The following is a 14845-nucleotide window of genomic DNA, read 5'->3' on the forward strand; positions in this document are numbered from 1 at the left end:
ACCTAGACGCACCACTAGCGATGAACACCAGTGCAACGGAAGTCCGGCCGGCTCGCAGCGATGATCGCGACCGCATCCTCGCGGTGCACCTTGATGCCTTCGGCGACGCTGAAGGCCCCGTGATCGTGAGCCTGCTTGAAGAGATGCTCGACGACTCGACGGCAGAACCGGTCCATTCATTCGTGGCCGAGTCCGCGAACGAGATCGTTGCGCACGTGCTGTTCACATCCGTCACGATTCACGCGAACAGCCAAACCGATGATCGAGTAAGTGCCCAAATCCTGGCCCCCTTGGCGGTGACCGGCGAGCGGCAAGGCCGAGGCATCGGGACGCAACTCGTCGAAGCAGCGTTGCAGCGGCTCGCCGAGACCGGTGTCCAGCTCGTCTTCGTGCTCGGGTATCCGAAGTACTACACTCGCTTTGGGTTCCTTCCCGCCGGCGTTCGCGGGTTCCAGGCTCCGTATCCTATTTCCGAACCAAACGCCGACGCTTGGATGGTCCTTGAATTAGCGGCCAACGCGGTCGAGTCTTTCGAAGGCACGGTCCAGTGCTGCGAAGCATTGAGCGACCAGAAATACTGGGTCGAGTAATGGCCAAAACGGCGTCGCTGCAGCTGAGACCGTTTCGCCGCGAAGATGCAGCGGCCTGTCTGGCCTTGTTCCGGGATTGCGTCCATCGCATCAACTCGCGCGATTACGCGCCCGATCAAATCGAGGCCTGGGCTTCACCGACGATCGATCTCGAAGCGTGGCGTACCCGGTTCGATGGTCGTTTTGCCTATGTTGTGACGGAGGGTGATGGGATCGTTGGCTTCACCGACATGACTCGCAACGGACATCTCGATCGCTTGTTTGTCTGTGCAGACCATCAGCGCCGCGGCATTGCTCGCCGACTGGTCGAAAGGCTGCTACAAGACGCTATCGATCACTCCATGGAAGCGATCACGACCGACGCGAGTATCACCGCCAGACCATTCTTTGAGCGGATGGGATTCTGTGTTGATCGCAAACAATCTGTCGAGTGCCGCGGAGTGAGGCTGACGAACTATCGAATGCGGCGAGCCGTACCAACCGACGTGGGTTGATTCTGCATGGGCCGTCTTTGCCCGGGCTCGTCGACCGCGATCACTCCAGAACAAATCCTTTTGGGAAGCACCGGTAACGGAACAACCGCTTATCGACAGCGTCGGCACGCAAGTCGTCGCAGAGAAGGATGTCACCGCAACGAACGATCACATTGCGCACTCGGCGAAAACTGTCGATGCGTTCGGGACTGTCCGCTCGCCACCACAAACCGAAGCCCTACCGACGTTTGTCGAGCGGAGCCGTTTTCGGTGGTGTGGCAGCTTGCGCCTCGCTGGCTTCGGGTGCTCGGTCCCGCTGGGGACACTGCTCCAGATGCTCTTGAATGATTTGACGAGCGTCGGTCGTGACCTCGGCTTCGGTGCGGCCGGTATCGCGACCGGCCATGGTTTGTTGAGCGACGTAAACTTCGCCAATCTCGCTCTCGCAGCGGTTGCAAATCACATCCGAAAGTTCGTCGTTACGCGGTTGCAGGTGATAATCGTTTTCCGTAGCCATAGATTCTCTCCATCGGGTTATGGGGCTTGTCGTTTGCGGGGGCGGTTGTCCCCGGCGTCTGTTATCGGTCCATTCTGGCGTGCGATCATCCACCGGCGTTTGTGCCACCGCCTTCACCGCTTTCCATCTCCTCGACGGCCTGACGCAGCGATTGCTTTTCCGCTTCGTCTTCGCCCATTCCGGAGTGGATCAATTTCTCCTTGATCCTCGCAGCACGCCTTCGCTCTTTCTCACTGACTTTGTTCGGGCTGATCGGTTGATTCATCTCTGATTCGTCCCTGTTTGACGGATGATGGAATCGGAAACGGTTGCCGAACGTAGAGGTCGCTTGTCGCAGCGATCCCATGACGCTGGCGAACCATCACACCGCCAAATTTCTGCAAATGACGCGCCAGGACGCAAGCAGCGCGGCGGAACCTCCAGCTCTACAGAAGATCAGCGGAACGACTCGTCACCGACATTGATCATCATGTAGGTCAGCCGGCGATAGGCTTCGAGTGGTGTTCGCGTGCAAAATTCTCAAACTTCCGGCATCGGTGGAGATGCCTGACGTCGACCGCAGCCGGACGATCGGCTCTACTTCGAGCTTTGTGGCGCTGCGGAGACGGACGTGGGGTGTCGTTTGCCGGGGATCGGCCTTTCGAATTCGCCGTCCGGAGGCATCCAGCCGACGGCAAGGCGATCATCAACGGCAGCCTCGTGTTGTAGTGCTTCGATGTAGTAACGTTTCCCTGCCTCCAACCGAATCGGTTATCGCGTGCTGCGTTCATCCTTGTGTTCGGCTTAGCGATACGGAATGCGAGGTCGTCGATAAACGCAGAGTCGCAGAGGGGCGCAGAGTCCCCAAGCCCAGGCCTGTGTCTGCGTCCTCTGTGTCCGCCGCGTTTGTATCGTTCGTCCTGCAGCGCAGCACCCTTTCGTGCACCGACGCGCAACGGACCCGTACAATAGCGCGTCGTCGGCTGATACGCTCTCCTAAACAAAACCATATTCTCCCCTCTCCCCCGAAGCCTGGCGAGCCTAAGCGAGTCAGGCTTCGGGGGAGAGGGGTCGGGGGTGAGGGGGCATTATCGCGTGCTGCTTTCATCCCTGTGTTCGGCTTAGCGATACGGAATGCGAGGTCGTCGATAAACGCAGAGTCGCAGAGGGGCGCAGAGTCCCCAAGCCCAGGCCTGTGTCTGCGTCCTCTGTGTCCGCCGCGTTTGTATCGTTCGTCCTGCAGCGCAGCACCCTTTCGTGCACCGACGCGCAACGGACCCGTACGCTAGCGCGTCGTCGGCTGATACGCTCTCCTAAACAAGATCGTTTTCTCCCCTCTCCCCCGAAGCCTGGCGAGCCTAAGCGAGTCAGGCTTCGGGGGAGAGGGGTCGGGGGTGAAGGGGCATTGAAGCCGAATGAAATGTTGCGACGTGCTTAGTGAGCTGACCCCGCCAAACTCATGTTGCCGTAGTTGGCGCCCGTTGCGGCCTGAGTCATTCAGCTAACAGTCGCTGAGCTCGGTCGACGGATTCGCGTCGAGTTCGAACGAACCGACGGCCTCGACGAAGCGTTTGCTCTAAACATTCCTGCAGGATAACTCGCTTGTGTTCGCTCTGTTCAACTTCGTAGCGGTCTATCGCCCACTCAAGCTTGCTCCGGATTCCCGGACCCTCGGCATACTCCATCTCGAACAGGTACATCGCACCGAAGACCGAGCACTCTTCCGAACTTGGGTCAAAGTCATCCATCCCGCCAAAGGTCCAGTCCTCGTAGATTGCATGGGATCTGTCCAATTGCTCCGTCAGGCTGGTGAGTTGTTCATCTGTCGCTTTGCTGCCAGCATCACGGCGAGTCACGTCGCAGCTGATTCCCCATTGTCGTGCGGCCGAAATCAGATGCTGCAGGGAGACCGGAACCTGTGCCGCGTCGAGATTCGGAGCAGTCCAGTTCTCGATGTACCAGCCATTCCTGCGCTGCAGGTCTTCCGAGGAACCAACGTCAAATTCTTCTGATCGGTCTGCCATCAATTCGTCCGCCCATGCCGTACGGCTCGAGGGTTGAAATAGGAATCGTCAACCGGCCACACGAGGTGCACGCCACCTTTGCTTCAGTCATCGTATCCGATACTCGTTAGAATTTGGCTCAGAAGTGAATGACAGGCAGTGGAGGGGCGAGTGAACATCAGGGGCGGTTGGTTGGTCAGGAACCTTTTAAGCACGTCGCTACATTTAATTCGGCTTTACCCTCCCGCTGCGCGGGAGGGTGTTGTCGCGGGGTTTCACCGAAAGATTCATGCCGACGTGCTTAAGATCAATCATAGTGAGGCAACTTCGGTGACGGAACAATCGCTTATCTACAGTGTCGGCACACAGGTGGTCGCTCAGAAAGACGTCATGGCGGCTAATGATCGCATTGCGCACCCGGCCGGTGCTGTCGGCGTGATCGTCCGGTCGCCAGTGGACCGCACCCACGCCTACCGCGTGAAGTTCAGTGACGGGTTCGAGGCCCCGATCCATCACGACCAACTCGTTCGGCTGGCGGAGTTCAAATCCAACAGCATCCGCGATAACGATGCGCCGCTGATGAGCTCGGGCCTATACGATCGCGTGATCTTTCGCTGCGTGATCGGATCACGGGCGTACGGTCTGGAAGACGAAGCGTCGGATACCGATCGCCGTGGAGTTTACCTGCCGACGGCCGACCTGCACTGGTCGCTCTTCGGGGTTCCCGAGCAATTGGAAAACGATGAGACGCAGGAGGTTTACTGGGAACTGCAGAAGTTCATCGTGCTCGCGCTGAAGGCGAACCCGAATGTGCTCGAGTGCCTCTATTCTCCAGTCATTGATTCAGCGACTCCGCTGGGCGAAGAACTGCTCGAGATGCGATCTGCATTCCTCTCGAAGCTCATTTTCCAAACGTTCTCCGGATACGTCGCGTCACAGTTCAAGAAAATGCAGACCGACATCCGCAATCAGGGGCGTGTGAAGTGGAAGCACGTGATGCACTTGATTCGGTTGCTGCTGTCGGGAACCCACGTCTTGCGTTCAGGTGAGATGATGGTCGACGTCGGCCAGTATCGAGCTCGATTGCTGACGATCAAACGAGGTGAGATGCCGTTCGCCAAAGCAGACTCGTGGCGGAAGGAACTGCAAAGCGATTTTGAGTCTGCGTTCAAAACAACCAAGCTCCCGGACCGTCCCGACTACGAGCGTGCCAACGCATTCTTGGTCGACGCGCGTCGGCGAGCGATGGAGGAGTCATTGCCATGACCGACGCCCGCACGATTGACCACGCGAAGATGATGCAGCACGTCGAGTCGCATCCGTACCCGCTGCTGTTCGCGACCATCAGTGGAGCCCATCTTTATGGATTCCCTTCGCCCGATTCCGACTTCGATCTTCGGGGCGTTCACATGCTGCCGCTGGAAACCGTCGTCGGACTCGACGAAGGTGATCAAACCGTGGAGAAAGAGGGCATCTACGACGGCCTGGAGATCGATCTGGTCACGCACGACGCCGAAAAGTTCTTTCGTTTGATGCTGAAGCGGAACGGCTATGTGCTCGAGCAGATCTTCTCGCCGCTGGTGGTGTACAGCACGCCCGAGCACGAGGAGATAAAGGCGATCGCCAAGAACTGCATCACGCGTCACCACGCACATCACTATCTCGGATTTGCCGCGACCCAGTGGAAGCTCTTTGCGAAGGAGTCGCCACCGCGCGTCAAGCCGCTGCTGTACGTGTATCGCGTGCTGCTGACAGGGATCCACCTGATGCGCACCGGCGAGGTGGAAGCCAATCTGGTGACGCTGAACCAGTCGGCAAAGCTCTCGTACATCGACGAGCTCGTCGACCGCAAACGTTCTGGACCGGAAAAGGGAACGCTCGAGGCCGCCGATCTGGATTTCCACACCCGAGAATACGAGCGACTCACCGGCGAACTCGAATCAGCCTACGAAGCCAACAAGCTTCCCGAGATGCCGTCAGCCCGCGGCGAGCTGAATGATCTGCTTGTCCGGTTGCGGACGCGTTGAGCTGACCTGACGGGAGCGAATGAGGCGACGCATCCATCTCGTTGTCGGAACCCAAACAGGAACGCCTCTCCGGCAGCGTTCATAACTTGCTCCCCACCTATTCAGCGCGCCCCGCTCCTCCACCGGCCCCACGAACGCGCGCCCCGCAATGATGGGGCGCTCCGGTTCTGTCATGGGAAAGCCGAGGAAGAGGGATGTTCGGAGACCTCGGCGAAGCCTTTCCATACTTGGTGAGCCATGTCGGGCAGACAATTTTCATCACTTTGCCTGCGTCAACTTTTCTAGTTCGGCATCGCAGATATAGCCCACTTCGTCAGCTCGGATCATTTCGGCAGCCCACTGCTTTGCTTGCTCGCCTCCGGCACGTTTGACCGCTTTGATGACCGGTTTTGGGCAGTCTTCGATCTCGTAGCTCATCAACCCTTTTTCTTTGCACGCTCGTTTGGCGAATGGAACTTAATGACACGAGCGTCACCCGCGGGAAGTTGAATTTCCAAAGGTCCGGTGCCTTTCCGGCGAAAGGTCACGTCGACGCTCTTGTCATCGACGCGAAGATCAAAAACGTGGTCGTGGTAGTGGATGCGGGTGACGGTCAGCTCAGGCCAGCTGGATGGGAGTTTCGGATCGAGGGCGAGATGGTCTGCCTGCGGCTGCAAGCCGAGGAATCCGTAGAGCATGACTTGGGGGACAAGGACCGATTCAAAGAATTCGGCGTCCATGCCGAGACCGCCCGGAGTGCCGCCGCCCTGAAGGGAGCCGCGGCCGGGTTTCTCGTAGTAGGCACGGTAGCCGCCTTCCGCCTGAACTTCCCCGAACCAGTCGAGGATGACCTTCAGCCGTTCCCAGGCGTCGTCGGGACCGCGGGTTTTGAGCCGTGCCATGAGGTCGTGGTACGAGAAGCCGAGGACGGCGCCGCCGTCCTGGACCTGACCACCCCAGGGAATCGTGTCGGGGCCGTGCCAGACGTAGGCGTACCACTGGACGTTGCGCAGCGTGGTGGCTCGGGGAGCGAAGCGCCAGTGGTAGATATCCTTGCCGGTGGCCGTGTCCCCTTCAACGATCCGGTCGCCAGTGATCCAGTCAAGGATCGTTCGGGCCTGCTCCTCGCTCGCCAAGCCGTAGTGGATCGCTTCGAGATTGAGGAAGGTGAACCCGTAGTCGTGGGGCTGGCCGTCCACGTCGATGCACGCAAAGAATCGGCCGTTCGCTTCGTTCCAGAATAGTTGTTGGCCCGTCTTCCGCATTTTCGCTGCGAGGGCGCGAAGCTTTTCCGCAGGGATGGCGGGTGGCGGTATGTTCCAGGAGGAGTGCGCGGCAACGGCTTCCTCGAGCGTGGCGAGCGCATTCACAGCGTCGAAGAGATAGATCGTCGCGAGCGCATCCTTGTGGCCGAACGGCAGCAGATCCCAGTAATTGTTGCCGACGCCGCGCCCATACAGAATCGTCTTTTTGCCGGCAGGATCGTGGACGAACCCCGTGCGGCCGCCATGGCCGACCCAGGGGACGAGCACGCAGCCGTTTTCTTCCACCGCGAATTCATCGACGGCGTAGGAGATCGCCCGGCGCATGCGGGCGATGTTTGCACGGAGGAAGTCGAGGTCGCCGGTCCAGTTGAAGAAGTCACAGCTGCCGCGAACGAAGAGGCTGCCCGTGATCGGATGGCGGGAGTCGACGGCGGTGTGGACAGAACGCAGCACGATCTCGCGCGGGCCGTCGCCGTTGACCCAGTGCAGGCGAAGCCCCGTCAGGCGGCCTTTCCATTCGGGATGCCGGTAGGCGGGAACGACCGAGAACGTAAGCGGTCCGCCGGGACGAGCCGTTTCGAGGGGGATCTCGAGGCTGCGAGTTTCGTCGAATTCCGGCAGATCTTCGGTCGTCCATTGAAGGCGCGGTCGCGCGGCGGGATCGAGGCCGCTCCATTCGACGACCACAAAAGGGGAAACGAATGTGTCCACACGCAGCCGAGGCGAAGTGAGTGAAGAGGCGGGACCTTCCGTGGTCAGCACCAGGCCGCGTGCGGGATCGATTTCCTTTTCTGCAATCCCCACGGCAGCGAGCGCGTCCGCGCCGGCACGTGGCACGTTCAAACTGACGGCGTAGCCGTCATTGGCGTGGGTGAAGTGGAACCCGATGCCCCCGCTTTGGTGCCAAGTCGGGAAGGGCCAACCGCCGGGGTGGGCGAGGCCCCGATGCTGGGCCATGTTGACGTAGCCTTGGCGATCGATGTGCCGCCGGAGAAAGGAGCGGCGGTAGAAGTCTCGGAGGGGAGCGGCCGATTGCTCTTTGCCAATCGCGGGCCAAAGCGTGGACATCGGCAGCCAGGCGTCCCACAGCGTGCAGGCGACGCGCGGCGAGTGGTGGAGTTCGTAGAGGTCGCCCAGCAAACGCATCTCCCGCTCGTGGCCAGCAACGATGAATTGCGGAAGGGCCGGTTCGGAAGCGGGAGTTGTTTCGGGATCCTCGCCCCGTGCCGTGGGGCAGCAGAGGCATACCAACAGGCCTAACAACACCGCGTACTTCATCCTGTTCATTTTCTAAGTCTCCTCAGGCTTGGCTTCGAACCCTTCGCTTCCGTGCTTCTCGATTGCACGAACGACGACGAGCCGATGCGCATCCAGCGCACAATCGCAGACAAAGATGTTTTCATGCGTCATGCGTCATGCGTCATGCGTCATGCGTCATGCGTCATGCGTCATGCGTCATGCCTCAGCGTAGTCGTTTGGGCACATGATAGTCCTTGTTCCCTCACTCCACACGCCGCGACAAGTGACACCGTCAATCCCGATCGAGCACGATGCGGCGACAAGCCTTGCCGCTACGCAGACGCGCGAAGGCGTCATCGACTTTGCCCAACCGGAAGTGCTCGTCGGCGGGGCCATCGAAGCCGACGAGCTCCTCCCCGCAACCGCCGCCAATCACAGCAAGTCGCAAACGGACTCCGCCCCAATCCGCAGCCCCACGACAGACCGTGACAAGGCCACGTGGCTTTGCCGACAACGGCTCTCCCCCCCCCCGCCGCAAGACGCGGGACCGCGGCCCACCCAGCCAGACTTGCCCCGCGCACAGCCCCCGGGGCGCCGAGCAAAACGGCGACACCAGCAGTCCCCACAGTAGCACCGAAACGCTAAGAAAACCGAACAGCAACTCCCCCTGAACACCGAACACAAGGCCCGACCCCGGGGAAGGCATTCCCGGCGGCGCGATTGACGAATCCGGATTTGAGTCCAGCCTCCGCAGTTTCGCCCAACTGTGGGATTGCCTTCATCCAAAAGAGCAATTGGAGATCATCGAATTGCTGGTCGAGCAGGTCACATACGACGGCGACGCCGGCAAGCTGTCGATCACCTACCAGCCCACCGGCTTTCGGACGCTGACAACCGAGTTCGCTGACCGAACTGAGGAAGCCACATGATCCAGAGCGAGCATTCGATCCGTTTCACGCACGGAAACCGCGGCAAGCGGCAACTTCGATCGGCACGGCCGTCTCAAAAGACGCCCGGCCGCATCCCCCGCGTCACCAAGTTGATGGCCCTCGCCATCCGCCTCGACCAACTGATCCGCGACGGCGTCGTCGCCGACCAAGCCCAACTCGCCCGCCTCGGCTACGTCTCCCGCGCCCGCCTCACGCAGATCATGAATCTGCTGCAGTTGGCACCGGATATTCAGGAAGCGATACTATGTAACCCAACATCTTCAGTAGTGCGTCGGATCAGCGAGCACGATTTGCGGGCGCTCGCCTGCGAACCGAACTGGACGGTCCAGCGGAGCCATTGGGACAGGTTGTTGCATTGCGACTCGTCCGCGAACGCTTACGGTAAGTCAATCGAAAAAGGGCAATGAAGAAAGCACGTGGGCCAATGATCGAAACCGTGTGGGATCATATCGCTTGGTCCTATGCCAACCTCGCTCGAGCGGACGCTGCGCTGAATGAAGGCTGCTCGAAATACAAGCGGCACCACCACATCATTCGCAGCAAGTTGTTCAGTGGATTGCGCACCGGCAAAATGTCGATGCGATCGCTGTACGATGACGAGCGACTGAAGATGACATTGCCGCAAGCGTGTTGCTACTGCGGTTCGACGGCGGGCCTATCGCTCGATCATCTCATCCCTCGATTCCGCGGCGGTGAAGACGAGGGAGACAATCTTGTTTGGGCGTGCCGGAGTTGCAACAGCTCCAAAGGAAAAGCAGACTTGCTGCAATGGATGGATCGCAGGGGCGTTTTTCCACCACTTTTCCTTTTGCGCCGCTACCTCAAGCTTGTAACTCGTTACTGTCAGAAGCACGATATTCTGGAACTGCCCGTTAACGAGGCTACCGAACTGCCGCTGCCATTCGAGCTAAGCCTTCTTCCGCACCATTTCCCCGAACTAGGGTTACTGGAACACTGGGTTCGAAGCGGCCAAACGTCCGAGCGCGAGGCAGAGACTCCCTAACTTACCGAAGCCCAGCGGACTGCGTAAAGAAATGACCTTCTTCAGCGAAGCTTTGATAGACGACGAATACGTACGTGCGTTGAGGGCTGACATTGAATTAGCTGACATTTGTCGCTTCCTTGTGGCGTACATCTCGGACAATGGGCTGAATCGAATTGGGCGGCTTGGACTGCTTCGAATGCTGCATCATGAAAACTCGTTCGGTGTTGGATCGATGAGCTGTTCTTGCGGGTTCGAGCCATTGCTCCAACTGCAAGGTGAACTGCCAAGCGATTGCCTACGATTGAAGTATTTCATGGATCCTGCGGTTCGTGGAACCGATGAACCGGACCAGCTCGTTCTAATGCACTCAAAGCTCATTTACCTTCGCACGAATTCGAACGGAGAGCAAAAGTCTGTTGTGTACCTTGGATCGCACAATTGGTCCGCGAGAGCTCTCGGTGGATCTGGGCCTCGCAGTGCGGAAGCGTCTTACCGATTTGAGTTCCCGTTCAAAGAAGAACATTTGGCCGGAACGGGCAGTGACACGGCGTCGAAGGTTAACAAGCACCTGCTGAGAGCGTTCCACCATCCGTGTTGTTTGCCCGCGACCAACGACAATCATCAGACGTTTGAAGAATGGACGCAATCTGTGTGCAAGCCTCGTCCACAGTCCATACTGGACGAAGTCCTGCTCATTCTGGCGGTGCGATCAGACAGCGAGAATATGCGATTGCCTTTGTCTTCTCTGCAGGGTGGCGGGGTCTATCTCCAGTCTCTGGAGGAAGAGGAGGGATCCGCTGTTTGGGATTCACCCGATCAGACTTTGGTGCTCGTTTGGGAAACCCCAAGCGCGTTGGCAAATGGCGATCAGCCAACAATCCTGTTGTGCAACAGGAATACTCGTAACGCAGGGCCAACTTCCGATCGGCGAGGCACAAACCAGGCAAACAATCCGATCGCCGGCTTCAAGGCAGTCCTATTCGACCGCAACCAGATTGAGCGACAAGAGTCTGGACGGATTCCTGCTCGTTCCCTGCTGTCTGGCCGAAAAGAGGCCAGCGTGCAGGTGTTCGATATGGAATATCCGGCAGCAAGCTCCGATTGCCAGCACTACGATCGGTCCGTCACACCCAAATATCAGTTCTTGCTTGAAGTAGCAGCCGTCATTGATCCAGAGACGAATCCGTCGCCCAACTCTCAGTACGTCTGGGATCGATCGACGTTCGCCGTCGCTCACAAGCGGGAAGACGCTCGATTCGAGATTGTCAACGGGTACGTCGTTCCGGACGAACAATACGACGAGATCATCACGGCCTTACAGCGCGATTTTGGTGTCAGCCCTGTCAGGACCAGGGCAAAAGCGCTCCCAAACCCGATGTCGCGTGTTAAACGCTTGAAGCTGGGTAAACGTTTTGCGGCCAGCCCCATTCATGACACGTTTATCCCAGAACAAATTGAGAACGCACCTGACGACCTTTACGCGAAAACGAGCGATTCCCTGCTCGCACCGGATCTCGATCCACCTGAAAATGAAGAAGCTGATGAGCCGATGCTGTTTAAGGCGTCAGCAGTCATAGAACGATCACAGCGCGTATTCACAACGAAGATCGAAAAACTGAAGGAAGTATGGCAAGCCGCTGCGAGAGCCAACTCTCAGACCGGTTCCAAGCCGGAGTAAAACGCCGAACACTGCAAGCAGGACAACCGGCATTTCTATTGCACGAGCGTCATCAACTGATCGTAGCTATCGACCACATCGTACTTGACCTGGTTGCTAGTGATCTTCGCGAAGAATTTCTTGGCACATTCGATTTTGGCTTCTTCGAGCTTGCGGAGTTCTAAAGAGTTCATGGATCCCTTCGTCTCGGCTACGAAGAAGACGTGTTTGACGTGCCCCTGCTCAAAGGCGATGGCCCAGTCCGGGTTGTAGTTGCCAACAGGCGTGGGAATTGAGAACGCCTTGGGCAGCTTTGCGTAAACGCAGACTTCAGTCGACTTGTCGAGCGTTTCGACGAATGCTCGTTCCGTCTTGCTGTCGGTGATCACGTAATCGTAGACGTGACGCTCAGCCGGGTAGGCCGCTGAAATGTCGGCTTTTTTGTCAGCTGTGAAGATGTCCGAAAAGTGTTCGCCTTCCAGCGGGTCGTAAACCAGGTGCTCAATGATCACCGTTGCCTTTTGCTCGTTGATCAGCCGCGAAGCCTTGGAAAGAAACTCTTCCGGGTTTTGGTGGTACTGCAGGAAAGTCGGCTCGGTGATCCGCGTCAAAATTGCGGCAACCGTCTTTCGCGTGAGCTGGGTCGCTTCGCTGATCTTGCCAATCAGGTCATACTTCACATCCGTGGATACCGCGGCATCGATTGTATCCGTCCGGTTTTCCTTCACTTCAAACGCTTTGCGGTTTTCCAGATCATCAACCGTGTTGACATCACGCTGAATCCCATGGTGCACCTCGTAACGCAACTTTGAAACCTTCAGGTGCTGATTCAACGCCTCCACGCAGTTCGCGATCAGCTCGTCGGTTTCGAAGTCCACAGCGTACACCGCTTTATGATTGATCCGCTTCCAAAGCTGTTGAAACTCGTCCCGCGCCAGGTTCTTTTGGTTGATCGGATTTCCCTTTGGATTCCGGCCATTGTCGGGTGTCGGTAGCTTCGAATCATCAAAGACGCTGTCGATCAAGCGGAAAATCGGCTCGGCCAGAGGCTTGAGTTCTTCGGGAAGGTCTGCGAGCTGGCCAGCGTCTTTCGCTTCGTGATACTTTGGGGTAATTCGTTTTTCGTAGTCGGTGTAGCCGTTCTGCACGAGATAGAAATAGATCTGCGAAGCCATCGTCTTACTGACGATCGTCTCACCCTCTTCGGTTTGCAACAGCTTTCCGGTGAAGTACTCTTCGCTAGCGAAGCGTGGTCGAGCAGAAATCGCATCGCGCATTTCTCCCTGCAGCTTGCCGACGAAATCTTGAAAGCTCTCGTTGGCTACCACGGTCAAGACGTTGACGTCATGAACGACCGTCGGGTCATCGATCCGTCTGCCTTGACTGTCGACGCACAGGCGTAGCCCGCGTCCGACTTCTTGGCGCCGCGTTGTTTTCTTTGCTCCCTCGTAGTCCGCTGGCTTAAGCATTCCGATCGTAAAGACATTGGGATTGTCCCAGCCTTCTCGCAGTGCCGAATGCGAGAAGATGAAGCGAACATTTTTTAGCTCGCGAGAGCGATCGTCATCGCTGTCATCTGGAAGGGCCAGAAGCGTCTCTTTGTCTTTCAAAATCAGGTCGTACGCATCGACGTCATCCGTTTCGCCGGCCATCTCGCCGGTCTTCTTGATCGTTGGATCGGTCAGCTGTTTACTCTTCTTGTCAATCGAAAAGTATCCTTGGTGGGTGGCACCTGGATCGATCCCATCCAGGTATCGTTGGTAAGCTTCATCTTCAGCAAAAAGCGTGCGAAACTCCTCGCGGATCTCCTTATACTCCTGCTCGAAGTAACGGGCATAGTCGCCTTGTTCGTCTTCGCGCGAGTAGTCGCGATACTTCTTCACCGTATCGATGAAGAACAAAGTCAAGCACTTGATTCCTTGCGCGAACAGCTCCTGTTCTTTTTCGAAGTGAGCTTTGATCGATTCGCGAATTTGCAGTCGACGCAGGGTGTCCTCGTTCTCGTCGCCGCTGGCGGTACCAACGGTCAAAAGTTCGCCATTGGTGAATTCGATGAAGCCCTGGCCGAAGCCCTCGATGCCCCGAAAATCGATGTCCGAAACGACGAAGCCCTTGTACTCGTCCAATTCGCCAGACAACACAAATAAGTCGTCGCCTTTCGAGATCAGTTTGCGAATCCGCTTGACACCGTTGGCCGTCTTTTGCTCCATCTCCAACACAGCGACCGGCGGCTTGTTCTTGCTCAGCCGAATGTCTTCCAGGTACAGGTATTTGTCGGTTCCTTTGAGTCCTTTGGTTGCGATCCCGCGAACCGCAATCTTCTTGACCAGCTTCTGGTTGTACGCATCGAGGGCATCCAACCGGTAAACTTTGTTATGTTCGTCCTTGTGTGTAGCGGAATACCGCAGGATCATCATGGGGTCGAACTCGGCAAGCGCCTTCACAGTTGCTTTGCCTCCCATCCGCTGCGGCTCGTCCAAAATCAGGATCGGCTTATTTTTCTTCAGCACATCGATGGGGCGACGTGACTGAAAGTCGTCACGAGCGCTGAACATGATTCGAGCGGTCTTGTTTTTCGCATCCGACTTGAACGCGTTGAACGCCTGCACGTTGATGATCATCACGTTGATGCCGGCGTCGGACGAAAAGCTTTCCAGCTCGTGGAGCTGGCTGCTGTCGTAAATAAAGTAGCGTGCGCGGCGGCCGTACTGCTCCAGAAAGTGATCGGCGGTGATCTCGAATGATTTGTAGACACCTTCGCGGATGGCGATACTCGGAACGACGATGATGAACTTGTTCCAGCCGTATTGCTTGTGCAATTCGAACATCGTCTTGATGTAGCAGTACGTCTTGCCTGTACCGGTCTCCATCTCCACGTCGAGATTTAGCTTGCAGGACGGGCTCGCGATCAACTGGCTGTCTTGGGGGACGTTCTGTTCCAGCTGGATTCGACGGATGTTCTCAAGAACCTGGGCGTTGGTCAGTCGCAAATCGGCGTTCCGAAATCCTTCCAGCTCCAGAGCATCGAGTAGCGCTCGCGACTTGGCGGCATCCTCGATACCTGGGTCGATCGCATACTTCGGCGTAGAAATGCACGGCTGGCCCGCAAAGCAATCGACAACGGCCTGTACCGCGTCGGTTTGATACTGCTGAACTTTGAATTGAATCTTCATTTTCCTGC

At 57.5% G+C, this 14845-nt stretch carries 15 protein-coding genes; 8 read left to right on the forward strand and 7 right to left on the reverse strand.

Going from position 1 to position 14845, the window contains the following annotated elements; all coding sequences use genetic code 11:
* Positions 1-20 precede the first annotated feature (20 nt).
* Positions 21-590 carry a GNAT family N-acetyltransferase gene (locus GE027_RS07945; protein WP_153556662.1) on the forward strand — a complete coding sequence of 190 codons (570 nt, stop codon included), beginning with the start codon at positions 21-23 and terminating at the stop codon, positions 588-590.
* Complete coding sequence (locus GE027_RS07950) at positions 590-1084, forward strand: GNAT family N-acetyltransferase (protein ID WP_202617358.1); 495 nt, start codon at positions 590-592, stop codon at positions 1082-1084. Before GE027_RS07945 ends, GE027_RS07950 begins: the two co-directional genes overlap by 1 nt.
* A 217-nt stretch (positions 1085-1301) precedes the next feature.
* Here GE027_RS07950 and GE027_RS07955 read toward each other — a convergent pair whose 3' ends face one another.
* The 3 genes from GE027_RS07955 to GE027_RS07965 form a co-directional block, all read right to left on the reverse strand.
* Complete coding sequence (locus tag GE027_RS07955) at positions 1302-1580, reverse strand: hypothetical protein (protein ID WP_153556663.1); 279 nt, start codon at positions 1578-1580, stop codon at positions 1302-1304.
* Between the two features lie 85 nt (positions 1581-1665).
* Positions 1666-1845, reverse strand: coding sequence for a hypothetical protein (locus GE027_RS07960; protein ID WP_153556664.1), 180 nt, complete (start codon positions 1843-1845; stop codon positions 1666-1668).
* Between the two features lie 1207 nt (positions 1846-3052).
* Positions 3053-3583, reverse strand: a complete 531-nt coding sequence (locus GE027_RS07965) for a hypothetical protein (RefSeq protein WP_153556665.1) — start codon at positions 3581-3583, stop codon at positions 3053-3055.
* Positions 3584-3892: 309 nt separating this feature from the next.
* Between GE027_RS07965 and GE027_RS07970 the strand changes: the two genes are divergently transcribed.
* Together GE027_RS07970 and GE027_RS07975 are read left to right on the forward strand one after the other, a co-directional pair.
* Entirely contained in the window at positions 3893-4828 is a 936-nt protein-coding gene (locus tag GE027_RS07970) for a nucleotidyltransferase domain-containing protein (RefSeq protein ID WP_237607393.1), read from the forward strand.
* A complete protein-coding gene (locus GE027_RS07975) occupies positions 4825-5589 on the forward strand; it encodes a nucleotidyltransferase domain-containing protein (RefSeq protein ID WP_153556666.1) in 765 nt (254 codons plus the stop codon). The genes GE027_RS07970 and GE027_RS07975 overlap by 4 nt, the downstream gene beginning before the upstream one ends.
* A gap of 258 nt (positions 5590-5847) precedes the next feature.
* On the opposite strand, the gene GE027_RS07980 is transcribed toward GE027_RS07975, so the two are convergent.
* From GE027_RS07980 to GE027_RS07990, 3 genes are all read right to left on the reverse strand, one after another.
* Complete coding sequence (locus tag GE027_RS07980; protein ID WP_153556667.1) at positions 5848-6006, reverse strand: hypothetical protein; 159 nt, start codon at positions 6004-6006, stop codon at positions 5848-5850.
* Positions 6006-8111, reverse strand: coding sequence for a glycosyl hydrolase family 65 protein (locus GE027_RS07985; protein ID WP_162006623.1), 2106 nt, complete (start codon positions 8109-8111; stop codon positions 6006-6008). Before GE027_RS07985 ends, GE027_RS07980 begins: the two co-directional genes overlap by 1 nt.
* 253 nt (positions 8112-8364) lie before the next feature.
* Positions 8365-8520, reverse strand: coding sequence for a hypothetical protein (locus GE027_RS07990; RefSeq protein WP_153556669.1), 156 nt, complete (start codon positions 8518-8520; stop codon positions 8365-8367).
* Positions 8521-8866: 346 nt separating this feature from the next.
* Between GE027_RS07990 and GE027_RS23575 the strand changes: the two genes are divergently transcribed.
* The 4 genes from GE027_RS23575 to GE027_RS08005 are packed head-to-tail and all read left to right on the forward strand — an operon-like array spanning position 8867 to position 11685.
* A complete protein-coding gene (locus tag GE027_RS23575) occupies positions 8867-9001 on the forward strand; it encodes a hypothetical protein (protein WP_261344038.1) in 135 nt (44 codons plus the stop codon).
* Positions 8998-9429: a hypothetical protein gene (locus GE027_RS07995; protein WP_202617359.1), complete on the forward strand. Its 432-nt coding sequence runs from the start codon at positions 8998-9000 to the stop codon at positions 9427-9429. The genes GE027_RS23575 and GE027_RS07995 overlap by 4 nt, the downstream gene beginning before the upstream one ends.
* The gene (locus GE027_RS08000; protein ID WP_153556670.1) at positions 9426-10025 is read left to right on the forward strand and encodes an HNH endonuclease; all 600 of its coding nucleotides are present in this window, start codon (positions 9426-9428) and stop codon (positions 10023-10025) included. Before GE027_RS07995 ends, GE027_RS08000 begins: the two co-directional genes overlap by 4 nt.
* Positions 10026-10056: 31 nt before the next feature.
* Positions 10057-11685: a phospholipase D-like domain-containing protein gene (locus GE027_RS08005; RefSeq protein WP_153556671.1), complete on the forward strand. Its 1629-nt coding sequence runs from the start codon at positions 10057-10059 to the stop codon at positions 11683-11685.
* 35 nt (positions 11686-11720) lie between these two features.
* On the opposite strand, the gene GE027_RS08010 is transcribed toward GE027_RS08005, so the two are convergent.
* The gene (locus GE027_RS08010; RefSeq protein WP_153556672.1) at positions 11721-14837 is read right to left on the reverse strand and encodes a type III restriction-modification system endonuclease; all 3117 of its coding nucleotides are present in this window, start codon (positions 14835-14837) and stop codon (positions 11721-11723) included.
* Between the last annotated feature and the right edge of the window lie 8 nt (positions 14838-14845).

It is taken from the genome of Roseimaritima sediminicola, from assembly GCF_009618275.1.
GTDB classification, from domain to species: Bacteria; Planctomycetota; Planctomycetia; order Pirellulales; family Pirellulaceae; genus Roseimaritima; species Roseimaritima sediminicola.